Origin of the sequence: Chengkuizengella sp. SCS-71B, assembly GCF_040100845.1 — a bacterium.
Lineage (GTDB): Bacteria > Bacillota > Bacilli > Paenibacillales > KCTC-33759 > Chengkuizengella.
Genome location: NZ_JAZHSH010000001.1, coordinates 236,483 through 255,686, shown reverse-complemented (window position 1 = coordinate 255,686; position 19,204 = coordinate 236,483). Strand labels below are relative to the sequence as shown.

At 33.8% G+C, this 19,204-nt stretch carries 13 protein-coding genes; 1 reads left to right on the top strand and 12 read right to left on the bottom strand.

Annotated elements, in window-relative coordinates:
- Window positions 1–204: 204 nt before the first annotated feature.
- Window positions 205–1,263, bottom strand: coding sequence for a M14 family zinc carboxypeptidase (locus tag VQL36_RS01225; protein ID WP_349247562.1), 1,059 nt, complete (start codon window positions 1,261–1,263; stop codon window positions 205–207).
- Between the two features lie 226 nt (window positions 1,264–1,489).
- On the opposite strand from VQL36_RS01225, the gene VQL36_RS01220 reads away from it, so the two are divergent.
- Complete coding sequence (locus tag VQL36_RS01220; RefSeq protein WP_349247561.1) at window positions 1,490–2,251, top strand: cysteine hydrolase; 762 nt, start codon at window positions 1,490–1,492, stop codon at window positions 2,249–2,251.
- A 322-nt stretch (window positions 2,252–2,573) separates the two neighbouring features.
- Here the strand turns inward: VQL36_RS01220 and VQL36_RS01215 are convergent, their stop codons facing one another.
- From VQL36_RS01215 to VQL36_RS01165, 11 genes are all read right to left on the bottom strand, one after another.
- Window positions 2,574–3,362 carry an FxLYD domain-containing protein gene (locus VQL36_RS01215; protein WP_349247560.1) on the bottom strand — a complete coding sequence of 263 codons (789 nt, stop codon included), beginning with the start codon at window positions 3,360–3,362 and terminating at the stop codon, window positions 2,574–2,576.
- A gap of 399 nt (window positions 3,363–3,761) precedes the next feature.
- Complete coding sequence (locus tag VQL36_RS01210) at window positions 3,762–4,877, bottom strand: response regulator (RefSeq protein WP_349251093.1); 1,116 nt, start codon at window positions 4,875–4,877, stop codon at window positions 3,762–3,764.
- A 36-nt stretch (window positions 4,878–4,913) separates the two neighbouring features.
- A complete protein-coding gene (locus VQL36_RS01205) occupies window positions 4,914–7,967 on the bottom strand; it encodes an ATP-binding protein (protein ID WP_349247559.1) in 3,054 nt (1,017 codons plus the stop codon).
- Window positions 7,968–8,201: 234 nt separating this feature from the next.
- Window positions 8,202–11,255, bottom strand: coding sequence for an ATP-binding protein (locus VQL36_RS01200; RefSeq protein ID WP_349247558.1), 3,054 nt, complete (start codon window positions 11,253–11,255; stop codon window positions 8,202–8,204).
- Window positions 11,256–11,349: 94 nt separating this feature from the next.
- A complete protein-coding gene (locus tag VQL36_RS01195) occupies window positions 11,350–12,246 on the bottom strand; it encodes a hypothetical protein (RefSeq protein WP_349247557.1) in 897 nt (298 codons plus the stop codon).
- Between the two features lie 221 nt (window positions 12,247–12,467).
- Window positions 12,468–13,040: a TetR/AcrR family transcriptional regulator gene (locus tag VQL36_RS01190; RefSeq protein ID WP_349247556.1), complete on the bottom strand. Its 573-nt coding sequence runs from the start codon at window positions 13,038–13,040 to the stop codon at window positions 12,468–12,470.
- Between the two features lie 53 nt (window positions 13,041–13,093).
- Complete coding sequence (locus tag VQL36_RS01185; protein ID WP_349247555.1) at window positions 13,094–13,675, bottom strand: TetR/AcrR family transcriptional regulator; 582 nt, start codon at window positions 13,673–13,675, stop codon at window positions 13,094–13,096.
- A gap of 176 nt (window positions 13,676–13,851) precedes the next feature.
- Window positions 13,852–14,598: a tyrosine-protein phosphatase gene (locus tag VQL36_RS01180; protein WP_349247554.1), complete on the bottom strand. Its 747-nt coding sequence runs from the start codon at window positions 14,596–14,598 to the stop codon at window positions 13,852–13,854.
- 209 nt (window positions 14,599–14,807) lie between these two features.
- Entirely contained in the window at window positions 14,808–15,800 is a 993-nt protein-coding gene (ilvC, locus tag VQL36_RS01175) for a ketol-acid reductoisomerase (RefSeq protein ID WP_349247553.1), read from the bottom strand.
- Window positions 15,801–16,287: 487 nt separating this feature from the next.
- Complete coding sequence (locus tag VQL36_RS01170; RefSeq protein WP_349247552.1) at window positions 16,288–16,449, bottom strand: hypothetical protein; 162 nt, start codon at window positions 16,447–16,449, stop codon at window positions 16,288–16,290.
- Window positions 16,439–18,748: a GDSL-type esterase/lipase family protein gene (locus VQL36_RS01165; protein WP_349247551.1), complete on the bottom strand. Its 2,310-nt coding sequence runs from the start codon at window positions 18,746–18,748 to the stop codon at window positions 16,439–16,441. The genes VQL36_RS01170 and VQL36_RS01165 overlap by 11 nt, the downstream gene beginning before the upstream one ends.
- Window positions 18,749–19,204: the final 456 nt, after the last annotated feature.

The window sequence follows — 19,204 nt, the reverse complement described above, 5'->3', positions numbered from 1 at the left end:
TGCGATTTATTCATTTTAATTGGGTTTTGTCCCAGCCTCTTAGTTAGTTTTCATACATTTTTGAATCAAATATTATTACTTAAAGTTTTTATTTATTCTTCTATTTCATATCTAAAATTAAAATATATAATGATGTTAAACACTATACAGTACTTACTGTCTTTTCCAACATCATTTAACAGATCATACTAAAGTAAAAATTAATCATTGATGCTCATCTTCATGCTCTTCCCCTTTAGAACCACTCAAAGGAAGCGTATCCCAAAAAGAAGTATCCACTGTTTCAATGGAACCTTCTACAAATGATTCAAGTACCGCCTTCATTGCCGTCACACCTTGTTGAATCAAATAGCCATTACTTTTTTGACCTAAAACATATGGTTTATAATAGTGATCTGCCATCCCTCTCATTTCAAATAGTAGTGTCGCAATCCCATATTCCAGAGCAAGACCATTCCGGCTGATCGTTGGTGCAGTTCCACCACGATACTTAGATAATAAACCATACCCATTTGTATCAACCGCATTATACACAATGGCTCCTAATTGCTTGGAACGTTCTCTCACATCAGGATCTACTCCTTCATTCGTAGGATATAAAATGGAGCCAGAAACGTATTCATCTGTACCCCCTAGTGTTGTTTGTGTACCTTGATGATGGAAATCAATCATATAGTCTGGTCCATACTTTTGAATCACATTTTCATGAAGCGCTTTGGTCTCAGGTTGATTTCGATTTACATGATCTCTATTTAAGTCAAATCCATCTGCGTTATAACGTGTATGTGTTCCTGATACGTAATCCTCTAATGAAAAATTCACATCTCCTTCTGCACCATCCACATTTAAGCGTGGGGCAATTAAAACGTTTACATTCTCTAGAATTTCTTTTACTCCCTTACTGTTATTTGTTAAATATTTAATGATTTCAAGTGCCGATTCTGTTGAAAGTGCTTCATTTCCATGCTGTTGTGTCAAGAATAGAACTGTTGGATTATCTTCATCCTCTCCAAACTTAGCTAAATATAAATCCCTTCCTTTTATGGATTGTCCGTATACTTCAAGGATCATCTCATCAGACCTTTTCTCCACTTTTTCAAGGAAATTTACCATTTCATTATAAGAGTGAAGACGTTCATTTTTGATTGTTTCATTTCCATTATAATTAGGACCTTCTCCTACTGCTTGTGCTAATTGATCTGTTCCAAAAAATAAACCTATTAATACTAAACATAACATCAAAATCATACTATTCTTTATCATTGCAATCCCTCCTAAAATATGAGCTTTGTTGTTCGCTAAATCTAGTTGGAATAATTAACCTATTTCTATAAAGGTAGATCACTTTCCTTTTAATTAATAGAAATTCTACTAAATTTTATTATATTTTATGAAAATTAGATATTTGATGATTCGGACAAAAAAATTAAGAAAAATGTATACTTTCTTCTTAATTAATAAACTCTATGTATATAGGAGGGAATCTTATATGGAAAATGTAATAAAACCTATTATACTATTCTTTTGCTTATTACTCTTTTTGAGTATTGTTGTTGTACCCACATTTGCAGAAGAAAGTGCTTTACCAAAAACACAGATGGAGATCGATCTTCATAATACTGCAGTCGTAATTACAGATCCACAAAATGACTTTCTAAGTTCTGAGGGTGTTGCTTGGGAATTAGTCAAAGAAAGTGTAAAAGAAAATGACACCATTGAAAATCTTGAAAAGCTTCTAAAAATTGCAAATAAAAATAACATCAAAACTTTTATCTCCCCACACTATTATTTTCCTTACGATCAAAACTGGATCTTTGGGGGACCAGTAGAAAAATTAATGCATGATACAAATATGTATTTACTAAAAGATCCTTTGAAAATAGAAGGATTTAATGGTTCAGGTGCAGATTTCCTAGATCAATATAAACCGTACATAGACAATGAAAAGTCTATCATAATAAGTCCCCATAAAATTTATGGACCTGAGTCGAATGATTTAGTTTTACAATTAAGAAAACATGGTATATCAAAAGTCATATTAGCAGGAATGTCAGCCAACCTGTGTGTTGAATCACATATGCGCGAACTTATTGAAAACGGATTTGAGGTGGTTATCGTTTTCGATGCTACAGCGGGGGCTAGTATAGATGGATTAGATGGTTATAAAGCTGCTTTGGTTAATTTTAAAATGATAGCAAATGCGGTTTGGAGTACTGATAAAGTTCTTGAAAAAATAAAAAAGATGAATTAATCAAGTTCATCTTTCTTCATGCTGTGATAAGAATAATCACCTTTGACCATGAGGCATGTTTTATAAACCCAATGAAGAAAAATTACATTTTTTTATTCACTTTTAGATATCCCCCCTTTTTATTAACTTGGTAAAGACACATAAACTTTATTTCATTATTATGTCACTAAGACATTTCTTATTAAATTAAAAAACCGAAACCTCCATAATAAGAAGATTTCGGTACCCAATATATATATATGATGGAAACTATCTTCTAAAGCGTAATTCATTCTGATCCTGAACGTTTGAGATTATCTATCTCTTGGTTTGAAAGTCTTGTTTACCAGTCCCAACCATAGGCTTTCACATCAATAGTAGATACTGTTTCAAAATCAATTCCTGCTGGCAATTCTGGATAACTTAATTCAAAACCAGCTTCTCCACCTGGATTAACACCCACATCAATAGTACCTACTAATACACCGATTAATGAACCATCTTCTGCAAATAAACCTGCGGCAATTTCAATGTTTTCCTGTTTTTCTTCTGTTGTATTTTTCACCAAACCAGTAACCAAGTAACGAGTATATTCATCTCCTATAATTCCTTTTACACCTGAAACTTCAAGAAGATTGGGACTTTCGTCAGTTTCGTCAAAACCAAAATTAAAGCTAGTTTCTTTAAAAGCTTCAGCAGACTCAATTCCTTCCAAAATTGTACTTTCAACAATATACGCGGTTTCCCCTGGAAGGACTACTTCTGGTGTAGCATAAATCATCTGTGCTGTACCTAAAATACCACCTTCTTGATCTTTAAAATTCATTTGCGCTTCATTTATTTTTACTGGAACATTTCCCTTATTTTCAAAAACTGCGGCAGAATTCACCCATATCGTTCCGATTGAATCTTCCCATGCTTCGCCAGTTGATTGAGTGATCTCAAGATTTACAGCTTCCTCGACTTCTTTAGAAGTTTCTTCTGGTTGTTCAGAAGTTTCTTCATTCCCTTCGTTATTTGTTTCCGTCGTAGTTTGAACCGCTTCTCCCGCATGCTCCCCATTAGAACATGCTACAAAAAATATACTTATCATTCCAATTAGACATAACACTAGTATTTTATTTATTTTCAAAATTAACCCCTCCACAATGATCTTATTCTTCTTTTCTTTGTTAATCTTCTATACTTAAATAAAAAATTTTATTACTGCAAGATGCATCACACTTACAATAAATTCAAAAAAAAATTTAATGCTTTCAATATCTCCCCTCTAAATAAAATTCTGAATACTTCCAAGATAGAACAACCTCAAAATATAATTCACAATAATAAGTATGTAGCATCTTTCTATGTTAGTAGCAAAAAAACACTATTTCTGATATACAAGATTTATCTAACTTATATCGCAAAAACAATTTTCCATCCCAGAAAATAATTATGTAAATACTATCATACATATTAGCTACTTAAATGAATGTAATGTATTAAGAGTAATTTGTCAATAAATTTTTCTGATAAATTCATATGACATTCACATAAATTGTCGTATGAACTGCTGAGTTTCTAATGGTGGAGTTACTCCCAGCTCCTTCTGTAATAATCCCACATAAGATTTATAATAATTTTTTAGAGTGTTCAATTGATTATCATTCGATGAATACAGCTTTAATAACATTAGATTTATTTGTTCGTGAAGGGGATATAATAATAAAAATGCTTTTAATATCTTCTCTACAGCATCTAACTGACCTTTACTGTAATAAAAATCTGCAATAAGCTGAGTTAAAATACTATACTGTTCTACTAAGTTTTCTTCTAATCCTATTTTCCAAATATAATCCTTCATTCCAAATAAAGAACCTTTATATAGTTTGAAAATTCGCTTACTTTCAACAAAATTATCTTCAGATACAACTGAATGATTGTGAAAGTATGCTTTGAATTCATCTACATCACTTTTAATAGTTGACATATCTAACATATATCCTTCATTCAGCTTATTTAGAGTGATCCATTTACTATGTTCTTTCAAGGTTTTTTTTAAACGGTAAATCGTTGTATGCAAATTGTGGATCGCACGATGATCTTCCATGTCCCCCCACAACAATTCGGTTAATCTCCACTTACTAATGACTTGATTAGGATGCATTAGAAAATAAGCAAACAGCTCCTCTGTTTTTCTTGTAGGCCATTTAATGACTGAGTTATCCTCATCTCTCATTTCAAGTGTCCCTAAGCATAAAATGTATTTTTCCTGATTTTGAGATGAATCATCTTTTTTTTCACTCAAATTGTTATGGATTTTCATTAAGCGGGTTGTTACTCTTTCAATCTCCTCTGGTGTTACAGGTTTTAGAATATAATCAACTGCAGAGACTTTAAAAGCCTCTAATGCATACCGCTCATATGCTGTTGTAAAAACAATCTGAATATCTTCATCTACTTCTAGTACTTTTTCAGCTAATTCTAAACCCGTCATTTTTGGCATCTCAATATCTAGAAAAACAACGTCTGGTTTTAAAAATGGTACCTTAGATAATGCTTGAAGAGGATTTGTAAAACATCCTACAATGGACAATTTATTGTTTTTTTCAATGACCATCTTCATTAAATTTAAAATCGGTTGCTCATCTTCTACAATCATCACTTTTAGCAAAAATATCCCTCCTTAGATCATTTGACCTTACATTGCTTTAGGTAAACGCATTGTTACCTTTGAACCTTTGCCTAATCTTGAACTTACATCAATCATAGATCCAGAGATCGATTCTAATCGTTTCTTTATATTCGTCATCCCGATTCCAGCGTTGTGTACTTCACCTTGCTCAAACTGTTTAAGAATGTCTTCCGACATCCCCACACCATTATCTTCTACTACCACTTCAATACTTTCATCTTTTTCAAGAATGATTAAGGTCACCTGACCCTCTCCTTCTTTTTCAAAAAGTCCATGACGGATCGCATTTTCTACAAAAGGCTGGATGGAAAGGGACGGAACAATATTATCTTCTAGACCTTCATCAATGTGATAACTAAAATCAAAACGATCGAACCTAGCTTTCTCAATTTCGACATAGGCTTTAATTAAGTCCACCTCTTTGTGAAGAGGGACAAATATCGTTTTATGATTCGCACTATAAATCATTCGTAAATATTGACTTAAATGATTTAATAAGTGAGCTGCCTTTTGCCCATCTGTGTAACAAAAGGAAATGATATTACTCATCGCATTATATAAAAAGTGCGGTTTAATCTGCGCCTGTAAAAAAGCCATTTCATTATGAAACGCATCTTCCATTGAACTTTTCATCGAAAGCAAAGTTTGAATTCTAGCTAAAATCGTATTGCCATCAAACGGTTTGGTAATATAGTCATTCGCCCCTGCTTTAAACCCCAGTTCAATATCTTCCGGTTGATCCTTCACCGTTGCAAATAAGACAGGCAGTTCGAGTAAGGAATGCGTTTCTCGAATCGTTCGACACAACTCTATCCCAGACATAACAGGCATCATCACATCCAATATAGCAAGATCAATATTTTGATATTGTTCCATCTTTCTTAGTGCTTCCTTCCCAGAAAAAGCAGTGATGACGTTAAACCCCTGCTTGGATAATAAATGGAGCAACACTTGAATGTTCGTTGGTTCATCATCTACAATGAGAATCGTTTGATCATACGCTTGTACCCTGTCAAAATCATGTTGTGACAATACGGCAGCAGTTGAAGGCATGTCTGATTTTAAAATTAGTTCCTCGCTAACTTGTTGTTCTGAATACTCCTCTATTGGCAAGGTAAAAGCCACTCTCGTTCCTTTTCCAACCTCCGACCAATCGACCCATATTTCACCGTTCATTTTCTCAATCAGCTGTCTGCTAATATATAACCCTAATCCCATGCTTTGATAGCCATCCTGGGGTGACAGTTTATCCAACTGTTCAAAATAACCAAAAACCTCTTCCCTTTTATCTTCTGGTATTCCAACACCGGTATCCTCGACATACACTTGCACCATGTCATCTACTCGTTGGCATGAAACCATGATGGTCCCATTCTCCGTGTGTTTGATGGCATTTTGAATCAAATTATATAAAATTTGTCGAAGTCTGTTTTCATCCGCGACAACGAAGACGCTCTCCGTTATGTTATTCATCAATTGTATCGGTTTCCCTTGAACCTCAAAGGTGAGTACATCACATACGATTTGTGCAGACACTTTCATATCTACCGATGTAGGTTGTAACCTGAATTCTCCATTTTTCAAACGTGTAACATCGATTAAATCGTTCACTAGATTGGAAAGTTTAATGGAAGTATCATGAATGAGGGAAAGATTTTCATGATATTTCTTTGAACCCCTTTCCTCCGATTCATCAAGTAAAAAGGATGAGATATTCATAATGCCATGCAGCGGTGTTTTTAATTCATGCGACGTTTTCGCTAAAAACTCATCTTTCACTTGGTCTACTTTCAGCAATTCTTCTGATAATTGTTCATTTCTTTTGAACGCATTTGAAAAACGTAAGGACATTAATAATGCTAACATTAACAGTAAAATAAAGGGTTCAAAAGGAAAGGAAGATTTAAAGCTCTGTATCCCTAAAACATATACAAAAGAATTCTTAATAAAATGCACACTCATTGCAATTACCCCTACAATCAAATAGATACTACCTTCCATTCCCTTTAAAAAGGCCAAAATCATGACATACACAACGTATGCCATTGAAAAAAACATATATAAATAGACTCCATTCATCATCCAAATTGGAATATTTTCAGTAAATAATATTGTATATTGAAAAATGATCAAACCTAATGTTACTAGAAACATCATCAACTTTTTCGATGATTCCGTTTTAAAAACTGTATAAATATATAATATTAAACATAGACTCGAAGCTATGAGAGATCCAAACTGAAACCTAAGTACAATCCAATCTGGAATGTTAGGAAAGACCATAAAGCCTGCTCCTTTACCATGTGAAGCAATAAATCCCACTGTCGTTAAACAATAAAGTGAAAAGAACAATAAAAAGTGATCCTTCCTTCTTTGAGAATACATGCCAAGGAAGTAAAACCCCATAATAGAGAAAATACTAATGGCAGTCCAATCGTTTATCACCAACGTATCCTGATATTGTGAGATTTGCTGTTGCGTACCAAAAATTTGAGAAACAAAAATACCACCAACAGGGAAATTATTATTAGCCACCTGCAACACAATTTCATTGATGCCATTATTTATCGTGAAATACACGACGTAAGGTTCAATACTAGACAAGTAATCATCTGGATCACCACTAGAACCTAATACCTCTCCATTTACAAATAATTTATGTGATCTAAAAATACCACCTATTAGAATTCCAAAAATCTGATCTTCCTCTATTTTAACTTTTAACCTGTAAGTTGCTTTTCCGAAGGCATCCATCGTTTGATCTCCAAGATCATACCTAGTCCAAGATACCTCAGGAACAGAAACAATATAAGGTATTAACTTACCTTGCTCACTATCATCGAAATCAGCAGGCTCTAATAATTGATCAGGATAAAACTCCCACTCTCCATCAAGGGGAACTTTCCCTTTCTCTTTAAAATCCCAATTTGATACATCCAATACCCCATTTTTTGCAATTGGAGTGTTTTGCTTATTTTGGGATACAAATACAGCCATCGTTCCATAGGTTGTTAATGATATTAATATTAATAACAGTACTGCCACTAGTCTAGTTTTCATATACTACCTCTAATTTTACTATTCAATAATTAATAGAATTCAATTGTTCTTATATACTATAGTTTTTTAGCTTCATTACACAGTGAATGGTATAAAGTAACAAAATATCTTAGCAACATTAAACCATTAACGAATAATAATTGAAATGGAAAAGTATATAGTTAAAGGATAATCATAGTTTTATATTCATAAAAATATGTTATTGATCAACGTGAGGCTGTCCAAAATAACGACTTACATCACTTTAGAGAACAGTATTGTGACTTTCGTTCCTTCACCTATTTCTGAACTTACTTCAATCGCAGATCCAGAAATCGATTCTAATCGTTTCTTTATATTCGTCATCCCGATCCCAGCGTTGTGTATTTCACCTTGTTCAAACTGTTTAAGAATGTCTTCTCGCATTCCTACACCATTATCTTCTACCACCACTTCAATGCTTTCATCTTTTTCAAGAATGATTAGGGTCACCTGACCCTCTCCTTCTTTTTCAAAGAGACCATGACGGATCGCATTTTCTACAAAAGGCTGGATGGAAAGGGATGGAACAATATTATCTTCTAGACCTTCATCGATGTAATAACTGAAATCAAAACGATCAAACCTAGCTTTCTCAATTTCGACATAGGCTTTAATTAAGTCCACTTCTTTGTGAAGAGGGATAAATATCGTTTTATGATTCATACTATAAATCATTCGTAAATATTGACTTAAATGATTTAACAAGTGGGCTGCCTTTTGCCCATCTGTGTAACAAAAGGATATGATATTACTCATCGCATTATATAAAAAGTGCGGTTTAATCTGTGCCTGTAAAAAAGCCATTTCATTATGAAACGCATCTTCCATTGAACTTTTCATCGAAAGCAAAGTTTGAATTCTAGCTAAAATCGTATTGCCATCAAACGGTTTGGTAATATAGTCATTCGCTCCTGCTTGAAAACCTAATTCAATATCTTTCGGTCGATCCTTCACCGTTGCAAATAAGACAGGCAGTTCGAGTAAGGAATGCGTTTCTCGAATCTTCCGGCACAGCTCTATCCCAGACATAACAGGCATCATCACATCCAATATAGCAAGATCAATGTTTTGATATTGTTTCATCTTTCTCAGTGCTTCTTTACCAGAAAAAGCAGTGATGACGTTATACCCCTGCTTGGATAATAAATGGAGCAACACTTGAATGTTCGTTGGTTCATCATCTACAATGAGAATCGTTTGATCATATGCTTGTACCCTGTCAAAATCATGCTGTGGCAATGAAACTGCAGTCGAAGGAATATGGGATTGGACGAGTAACTGACTAGCTTGTTGTTCTGAATACTCCGCTTTTGGCAACGTAAAAGCCACTCTCGTTCCTTTTCCAACCTCCGACCAATCGACCCATATTTCACCGTTCATTTTCTCAATCAGCTGTCTGCTAATATATAACCCTAATCCCATGCTTTGATAGCCATCCTGGGGTGACAGTTTATCCAACTGTTCAAAATAACCAAAAACCTCTTCCCTTTTATCTTCTGGTATTCCAACACCGGTATCCTCGACATACACTTGCACCATGTCATCTACTCGTTGGCATGAAACCATGATGGTCCCATTCTCCGTGTGTTTAATGGCATTTTGAATCAAATTATATAAAATTTGTCGAAGTCTGTTTTCATCCGCGACGATGAAGACGGACTCCGTTATGTTATTCATCAATTGTATCGGTTTCCCTTGAACCTCAAAGGCGAGTACATCACATACGATTTGAGTAGAAACTTTCATATCTACCGTAGTGGATTGCAATCTGAATTCTCCATTTTTCAAACGTGTAACATCAATTAAATCGTTCACTAGATTAGAAAGTTTAATTGAAGTATCATGAATGAGTGAAAGGTTCTCACTATACGCCTTTGGAACCTTATCCTTCCCTTCATCAAGTAAAAAGTTTGAGACATTCATAATGCCGTGCAGCGGTGTTTTTAATTCATGCGACGTTTTCGCTAAAAATTCGTCCTTCACCTGATCCACTTTCATCAATTCTTCGGATAATTGTTCAATTTTGTTGAAAGCATTGGAAAAACGAAAAGACATTAATAATGCGAACATTAAAATTAAGACGAAAGGTTCAAATGGAAAGGAACTCCTAAAACTTTCAATCCCTAAAACATATATAAAAGAATTCTTAATAAAATGCACACTCATTACAATTGTCCCAAAAATTAAAAATACACTGCCTTCCATTTTTTTTAAAAAGGCCAAGATCATAATATACATTACATATAACATTGAAAAAAACATATATACATAGGCAACAATTTTCATCCAACTTGGAACATATTCAATAAATATTTCATATAACACAATGCTCAAACCTATTGTAACTGCAAACCAAATTATCTTTTTTGAAGACACTACTTTAAAAGCTGTATAAATATATAATATTAAGAATAGATTTGAAGTGATAAGAGATACACTCTCTAGCCTAATGATTAACCAGTCTGGAATGTTAGGAAAGACCATATACCCTGCTCCTTCACCATGAGTAGCACTAAATACCCCTGTCGATAAGCAATAAAGAGAGAAATATAGTAAAAAGAGATCCTTTTTCCTTTGAGAATACATTCCAAGAAAGTAAAGTCCCATAATAAGAAAAATACTAATACTAATCCAATGATTCATAACCAAAGTATCCCGAAATTGAGAGATTTGCTGTTGCGTACCAAAATATTGAGAGACATAGATACCACCTCCAGTAAAATTGGAATTTGCCACCTGCAACACAATTTCATTGACGCCACTATTAACCATGAAATACGCGACGTAAGGTTTAATACTAGTTATGTAATCATTAGGATTCCCACTAGAACCTAATAGCTTCCCATTCACAAATAATTTGTTTGATCTAGATATACCACAGACTCTGATCCCAAAAATCTGATCTTCTTCCTTTATTTTGATTTTTAAACGAAAGGTCCCTTTTCCAAACACCTCCATAGATTGATCACCAAGATCATACTTTGTCCAAGAAATCTTCTCTGGAACAGGAACAATATAGGGGGTAAGCTCATCTTGCCGACTATCAATGAAATCAATTGGCTCTAATAATTGATTAGGATAAAACTCCCACTCTCCATCAAGGGCTACTTTCCCTGCTTTTTTAAAATCCCATTTTGATAAATCCAATATTCCATTTTTTGCAATAGGAGTGTTTTGCTTATTTTGGGATACAAACAGAGCCATTATTCCGAAGATCGTTAATGATATGAATATTAATAACAGTACTGCCACTAGTTTCGTTTTCATGTTCTACCTCACAACATCAGGCTCTTCTTGAATCTATAATATAATGACTAACATCACTTTAGATAACCATGATGTACAATTGTTCTCATTAAGTTTAAACTTTTCTAAACTTCTGAACTCGATCACCAAGATACTCAGTCACATATACATTGTCATAACTGTCGATAGCGATACCAATTGGTCTACCAAAAACTCCAGGCTCCCCCTTTGTAGAGTCTGAACCAGACCAAGATGTCACATATTCACCATCTCTATTAAATACTTGGACGCGGTTACTAGAGAATTCAGTCACATACACCCTACTTTGACTATCTACAACAATACCATTGGAACCATCAAATCTCCCAGGTTCCCCCTTTGTAGAATCCGAACCAGACCAAGATGTCACATACTCACCATTACTATTGAATACTTGCACTCGATTACCAGAAAATTCAGCCACATACACATTGTCTTCACTGTCTGTAACGATACCATTGGGAGCCTTAAATTCGCCAGGTTCCCCCTTTATTGCATTTGAACCAGACCAAGACGTTAAAAATTTACCATTACTAGTAAATTTTTGTACGCAGTTATTTCCACTATCTGCAACATACACATTATCTTGATTGTCTATCGCAATACCACTGGGTTCCCTAAAATCTCCGAATCCTCCCCTTATAGAAACCGAACCAAACCAAGATGTCACATATTCACCATCACTAGTAAATTTTTGTACGCGGTTACCAAAAAATTCAGTAATATACACATTGTCTTGACTGTCTATTGCAACGCCACTGGGACCATCAAATCCCCCTATATCCCCACCTTTCCAAGATCTCAAATACGCACCGTTACTATCGAAGACCTGTAAACGGTTATGCCAATAATCAACCACATACACATTATCTTGGCTGTCTATCGCAATGCCATCGGGTCCATCAAATTTCTTTACATCCCCACCATTCCATTGAGTTGAATATTTCATCAACATAGATATCCTCTGTTTCATATTTTCCCTCTCCTCAACTATACTTATTTAATATAATTAAATATTAAATGAAGTCTCTCACAAAATTCTCACAAAACAGAAAAAACATACTGAGGTGATAGGTGCAGACCAAAGTATTGGTTTGTACTTATCAGTTTAAGTATGTTGATTTCACTAAGATTTGTATTAGGAGTGGAATAAGGATAGAGTGAAGTTTCATCACGCTTTTTTATCTTTTTTCATCAGGCTTTTAAACCTCTTACAAGAACTTTAACCATCGTATTAATATATTCATCCCAGTTTACCTCATGAAATTTGACTTCCCCTAACTTTTCAATAAGAAGTATGGCTCCTTCCAAAGTTGAAAAAAATATTATTATATTTGATTGGATATCTACATCATCTATTTTTCCCATATTTTTCATATTGTCAAAATAAAGATAAAGCTCTTCTCTAACTCTATTTCTTTCCTCTATAGGAAAAGTGCTTTTATCTAACTCTACATTGATTAAAAACTTCTTATACATATAATTATCTTCATTAAATTTCAAAATTATTTTTGCAAGGTTGTATAGATCTGTCTCTAAATCAAAAACAACTTCGTTTTTTAAATAATGAATGATAAGAGGTTCTGGTTTTGGAAAAAAAATAAGTATGTTCTTAAGAATTTTATCTTTTGAGCCAAAATGACGATATATGGTTAACTCGTTCATATCTATTTTATCGGCAATCATTTTTACCGTTGTGACTTTATAGCCATGTTTTGCAAATAGTTCAAGGCTTGCTTTGAGTATTTTCTCTTTCGTATTACTCATTTCATCACTCCTAAAATATTGCTATGATCATCTATTAATATGAAAGGGTAGAGTTATCTGACCTCTAAACCTTTTACGAATAACTTGACCCATGATTCAATATACAATTCCCAATTTATGTCTTGAACTTCGGAATCGCCGAATTTATCAATAAGAAGAAATGCTCCTTCCACTGTGGAATAAAGCAGTAAGCTTAAAGAAACCATATCTAAAGATATTACTTTCCCCATCGTTTCCATTTGCTTAAAGTAATGATGAAATGCTTCCTTGACCCTGTCTCTATCACTTTTATTCATATAGTTTCTTTCTTTTAAATCTAAATTATTAATTAATAACTTCAAAAAGATATAGTTATCTTGACTTGTATCTATTATTAATTTTGCAAAACTGCGCAGATCTGTCTCTAAATCATAAACAACTTGATTTAAGAAAAATTCAACAATACGAGGCTCAAATCTTGGAATCATATGTATAACTTCTTCAATAATTTTTTCTTTAGATCCAAAATGACGATATATGGTTAGTTCATTCAAGTCTAGTTTTTCAGCAATCATCTTTACTGTTGTCACTTTATGCCCATAATCTGCAAATAGATCAAGACTTGCTTGAATAATCTTTTCTTTTGTACTGCTCATTTGATCGCTCCTAATATTTTTCCTTCATATTCATTATAACCTAAAAAAGCCAACAATAAAGAGCTTAGTTCATTATTTTTCACTAGACTCTTTTAAGGATGGATAAGTTGGATTATTCAATGTATCTATCAAAATTTGTGCGAATTGCAAATTGTTTTGTATATGTGTTTGAAAACTTATATTATGTTCCACCATTTTTGTCTTGTAAGTTTTACTGGCTCTTCTGAAATAAACAACCTGTTATTCGCTAATTTATTTGCATTTTCTAACATTTTATATCTTGTACTTGCACCAAACTCTTGCTGAATCTTCTGATAAGATTGGATTAAATCATCAAATTCATCTTCATCTGTCGCTACAAAGTGAGTTAATTGCTGAGCAATAAATTGAAGTGCAAGTTTTTGTATGTTTTTGCCAAATTTCCCTGTTATACTCGATGCTCCTATTTGAGTAAAAGATCCATTCCATACAAGTTGATATAATATATTTGGATTTTCTAAAATGACTGGATTACGTTCTGGTAAAACAATAATGGGTTTTAAACCTAGCATTTGAAGCTCATATATCACTCGTCGTGTATAAGGAGGAATGTGAGTTAGAGGAAATGAAATAAAAATATATTGATGTTCATTATTAAGAGATAGAACTAGATTTTTTTTATAATCTTCAACTACATCTTCATATATTAAAACTTGATGACCTGCTAATATTTTGATATTCATACCTTCTCTTTGCACACTTCCATTTAATTCTGAGATTACTTCTAAGATATTTTCTTTTTTACTTAACTGGTGATCTATATTAAAGTGATGTGTAGATACAACATGTGTAATCCCTCTCTGTTCTGCTTTCTTTAATCGCTTTAATTTCCAAAACCAGTTATAATCCATCTCTGCTAAAAAACGGCTATTGATATCAATCATGTTTAGTCACACCCACTTTTCACTCTGCCATTTAGATTGAATCCACTCGAAATCGATCTCAACCGAAACCAACATTACAATGAATGATAACTCCAATTATTTCTTGTGGATTCAATCCAGCATTTAACGGAGCTTTGAAATAAAATTTAAGTTGGTTGGAGGTATCCCCTAGTGTTCGTAATATTTCTCATGTATTTAGAAGGTACTTTTTATTTGTTAATCCAATGCATCATTTCACGCAATTTTGAACCTACTTCTTCAATTGGGTGTTCAGACTCCTGTCGACGTGTAGCTGTAAAGAAAGCACGATTTGATTGATTTTCTAATATAAATTCACGAGCAAATTTTCCTTGTTGAATTTCTTCCAATATTTTTTTCATTTCTTTTTTCGTCTCTTCTGTCACAATACGAGGACCTGATACATAGTCTCCATACTCAGCTGTATCACTAATAGAATAACGCATGCGCTCTAATCCACCTTCGTACATTAAATCAACAATCAATTTTAATTCGTGTAAACATTCAAAGTATGCAATTTCTGGTTGGTATCCTGCTTCAGTTAACGTTTCAAAACCAGCTTTTACAAGTGCGCTTACACCTCCGCATAATACCGCTTGTTCACCGAATAAATCTGTTTCCGTTTCTTCACGGATTGTTGTTTCAATGACTCCTGCACGTGTACTCCCAATCCCTTTTGCGTAAGCTAACCCAAGTTCTTTCGCTTGACCCGTTGCATCTTGTTCAACTGCAATTAATGATGGTACACCAAATCCTTCTACATAAGTACGACGAACTAAATGTCCTGGTGATTTTGGTGCAATCATAAATACGTCCACATCTGAAGGAGGTACGATTTGACCAAAGTTAATGTTGAAACCGTGTGAAAACATGACGGCTGCCCCTTTTTTCAAGTATGGAGCGATCAATTCTCTATATACTGCAGCTTGTGTTTGATCAGGCATTAAAATTTGAATAATATCTGCATTTTTCGTTGCTTCATCCACTGTATATACTTCAAAGCCATCATTAGTTGCTTGATCCCAAGAACGCCCTATACGTAAACCGATGATTACTTTAATACCACTATCTCTAAGATTTTGAGCCTGTGCATGCCCTTGACTTCCATATCCGATTACTGCGATTGTTTTTCCTGATAATACGTTTAAATCTGCGTCATTTTCATAATACATTGTAACTGCCATTGAATAATTCCTCCTGCTAGACTTTTTTTATAAACAACAATCATTTATATGAATGTACCTTATTACTTACATTCTTGTCAATAGTTTATTTTCTAAAAAGGAACACTTTTATAGAGGATTTGATAGATTGTGTATGAAGCTTCAACTAAGAATTCATGTATTGAGTACAACCTATAATTCTCTCGATCTTTTATAAGCTCCCATTTGATCGCTGTGGCTACATATTTCTTCACTATACGTCATAAAATAAGAAGGGTGTATCTAACATATACTACAAAATAATCCCTTTTATTTACTATTTAAGCAATCATATTTGTTTGAATTGATATATACAACGATAATCCATATGTATGAATAATAGAAAAAATTTATTTGTTTAGAAGCTTTATGAAAAAACCGTTAGCAATAATTCATAATCTCCTGCTTAACGGTTTAAGATCACTTCTTCATTTAACCCTGCTCAATTAAAGACTGCTCTTCCCATCGCTCAATCGTTTGCTCTAGTAGCTGTTCCGTTCTTTGCTGATACATTGTGCGCCGCCTCAACTAGGAATTCACGTGTTTTCATTTGAATAACACCTCGCTTTATTCCCTCACAATATACATTTTTCTTTTTTCCCTCAGAAACACGTTGGGGGTTACTCCTCATACAGGGATTGATATATAGTGTATGCCCCTTCAACTAGTAATGCACGGGATGCTGGCAAAGTATAATCGGCTTGTTCCTCCATCAGTCCCAATTGAATCGCTGCGACTACATATTTCTTTGCCCAGCCACTTACATTTTCGAGTTCTAAGTTTTCATTTTCAGCTATTTCTATTCCACTCACAAATGCATATCCTTCTACCATTATCTTAATAAACTGTTCCATAGTGACATTTCCAGTAGAATCAAATTTATTATCTCCTACGCCATTCATAATTCCTGCTTTAGTTGCTGCTGCTATATATTTGTAGGACCATCGTTCTTGTTCAACGTCACTATATTGAGACTCATCTAATGAATCTGCATCTTCTATATTCAACCCTAATAATAATGTAATAATTTTAGCTGCTTGTTCTCTTGTCATCACATCTTCTAAATGAGGCATACCATCCTCATAACCGTTAAAGATGCCTATAGTTTTTAATGTTTCAAATTTTTGTTGTGTTGTTTTTTCTGTAGTTTCAGGATCAAGTTCAGGTTCAACTACTTCAGGATCAGATACTTCAGTTTCATTATCTGTTTCATTGCCACGATTTAAATTAGTAGAAGATGTATTTCTACTTTCCGTTGTTTCTTCTGGTTCATTCTTTTCCTGTGAATCCTCAGCTTGTTGTTCCATCACGTCAATAAACCGCTCAGCAATTAATTGATAACCTACTTCTGTAGGATGGATTTCGCCTGGTAATAAATATAGACCATTTGAAAATACACCCTCTAAAGAAACATAGAATGCGTTATTGTCTTCTGCTGCTGTTTTAATTTTTGTATTAAATGTATTCAATGTTTCCATCAAAGGTTGTACTTGTGACTGATCAGATAAATGTGGGTAAGGGAAGAAATACCCAGAAACATAAACTTGAACTTCATCATTTAATTCAAAGATTTGTTCCAACACACCAGATAAATTTTCTTTTGCCTTTTCCATATTGGTCATTAATTGATCAATATTCATTTCAGACATGTTAACAATATTGTTGTTTGTGTCGTAGGGTATTTCTGATAATATATCATTCGCTCCGATAGTTAAAGTAATGACGTCTGCATCTATAATTGCGTCTTGTACTGTTAAATTTTCAATACTAATGTTTTCTGTTATTTCTTCAACTAGTGGTACAGGAAATCCTCCCCCAAATAGAGATAGGAACTGTTCTGTTGATAAATCATTTTCAATTAGACCATTTAAATCGGAAGTTGTAAGTCCTGGAATTGCAAATTGTTTTGTATACGTAATCAATGGTTCATTTTCATCTAAATATTCCTCTATAAAATCTGTGTATCCTTTGTCAATGGTTCTAGTTGGTGTGAAACCCGCTGCTATTGAATCACCTAAAGCTACATAATTCAATGTAAGTGGTGTTTCTTCTGGTTCTGGTAGTTCTGGTAATCCGCTAGCTTGCTCCTCCATCACTTCCATAAATCGATCAGCAATTAATTCATAACCTTCAATTGTAGGATGAATTTGTTCATTTGGTAAATACTCAGTTGGATCATTTGGAAATACACTCTCTAAAGAAACATAGAAAGCGTCATTATGGTCATTTGTTGCATCTATAATTATTGAATTTAATGAATCCAATGTGTCCAGCAAAATATCTAATTGTGCTTGTGGCATCTGATCAATTAAATGTGGATAAGGGAAGAAATACCCAGAAACATAAACTTGAACTTCACCATTTAGTGCAAAGATTTGCTCCAACACACTAGATAAATTTTCTTCTACTTCCCCCATCTTTCTCGTTATTTGATCAATGTCAATACCAGACATCTCAATAGTACCTGTTACTGCATCGTAGGGTATTTCTGATAATATATCATTCGCTCCGATAGTTAAAGTAATGACGTCTGCATCTATAATTGCGTCTTGTACTGTTAAATTTTCAATACTAATGTTTTCTGTTATTTCTCCAACTAGTGGTGAAGGAAATCCTCCCCCAAATAGAGATAGGAACTGTTCTGTTGATAAATTATTTTGAATTAGACCATTTAAATCGGAAGTTGTAAGTCCTGGAATTGCAAATTGTTTTGTATACGTAATCAATGGTGCATTTTCATCTAAATATTCCTCAATAAAATCTGAGTAACCTTCGTCAATTTCTCCTTCAGGTGTATAACCCGCTGCTATTGAATCACCTAAGGCTACATAATTCAGTGTGTTTAATTCAGCATGTGTTTGGGGTATGGAAACATTCGCTAACAAGAAACATACTATCATCAACATGATATATAATTTATTTTTTCTCATTCATAAAACCTCCTGGGCTATAGTAAATTAGACCTTATTTTTTAATCCAATGCATAAGATTTGAGCTTGCATGTCCTTAACTTCCATATCCGATTACTGTGATTGTTTTTCCTAATAATACGTTAAAATCTGCGTCATTTACATAATCATTGTACCTCCTGATAGACTGTTGTTATATACAGGGTATGATCCTTGTAGTAATTTATAACTTACATATTGTCGACGTGTTTTTTTACAAGAGTAGTAACTTTCCCTGTATATTCTTGCTCTGTGTGGGTATTGGCATAAGTTCCACCTCCAGAAAATAAATCCCTTTTCCAGAATCCATTTAATCAGCGTATATAATCAATCGTTTACATTTAATAGTTGATTCATTAAACAAATATTAGGGATGTTATGTGAAGAGACTGTGAAGTGATTGCCTTGGGAAAAAGTACCTGTAGGAGAGATAGCTCA

Bases quoted from the DNA above. Each gene is read 5' to 3' on its own strand.
- VQL36_RS01225 (WP_349247562.1), bottom strand. From the start codon at position 1,263: ATGATAAAGAATAGTATGATTTTGATGTTATGTTTAGTATTAATAGGT.
- VQL36_RS01220 (WP_349247561.1), top strand. From the start codon at position 1,490: ATGGAAAATGTAATAAAACCTATTATACTATTCTTTTGCTTATTACTC.
- VQL36_RS01205 (WP_349247559.1), bottom strand. From the start codon at position 7,967: ATGAAAACTAGACTAGTGGCAGTACTGTTATTAATATTAATATCATTA.
- VQL36_RS01200 (WP_349247558.1), bottom strand. From the start codon at position 11,255: ATGAAAACGAAACTAGTGGCAGTACTGTTATTAATATTCATATCATTA.
- VQL36_RS01195 (WP_349247557.1), bottom strand. From the start codon at position 12,246: ATGAAACAGAGGATATCTATGTTGATGAAATATTCAACTCAATGGAAT.
- VQL36_RS01190 (WP_349247556.1), bottom strand. From the start codon at position 13,040: ATGAGTAATACGAAAGAGAAAATACTCAAAGCAAGCCTTGAACTATTT.
- VQL36_RS01185 (WP_349247555.1), bottom strand. From the start codon at position 13,675: ATGAGCAGTACAAAAGAAAAGATTATTCAAGCAAGTCTTGATCTATTT.
- VQL36_RS01180 (WP_349247554.1), bottom strand. From the start codon at position 14,598: ATGATTGATATCAATAGCCGTTTTTTAGCAGAGATGGATTATAACTGG.
- ilvC (WP_349247553.1), bottom strand. From the start codon at position 15,800: ATGGCAGTTACAATGTATTATGAAAATGACGCAGATTTAAACGTATTA.
- VQL36_RS01170 (WP_349247552.1), bottom strand. From the start codon at position 16,449: ATGAGGAGTAACCCCCAACGTGTTTCTGAGGGAAAAAAGAAAAATGTA.
- VQL36_RS01165 (WP_349247551.1), bottom strand. From the start codon at position 18,748: ATGAGAAAAAATAAATTATATATCATGTTGATGATAGTATGTTTCTTG.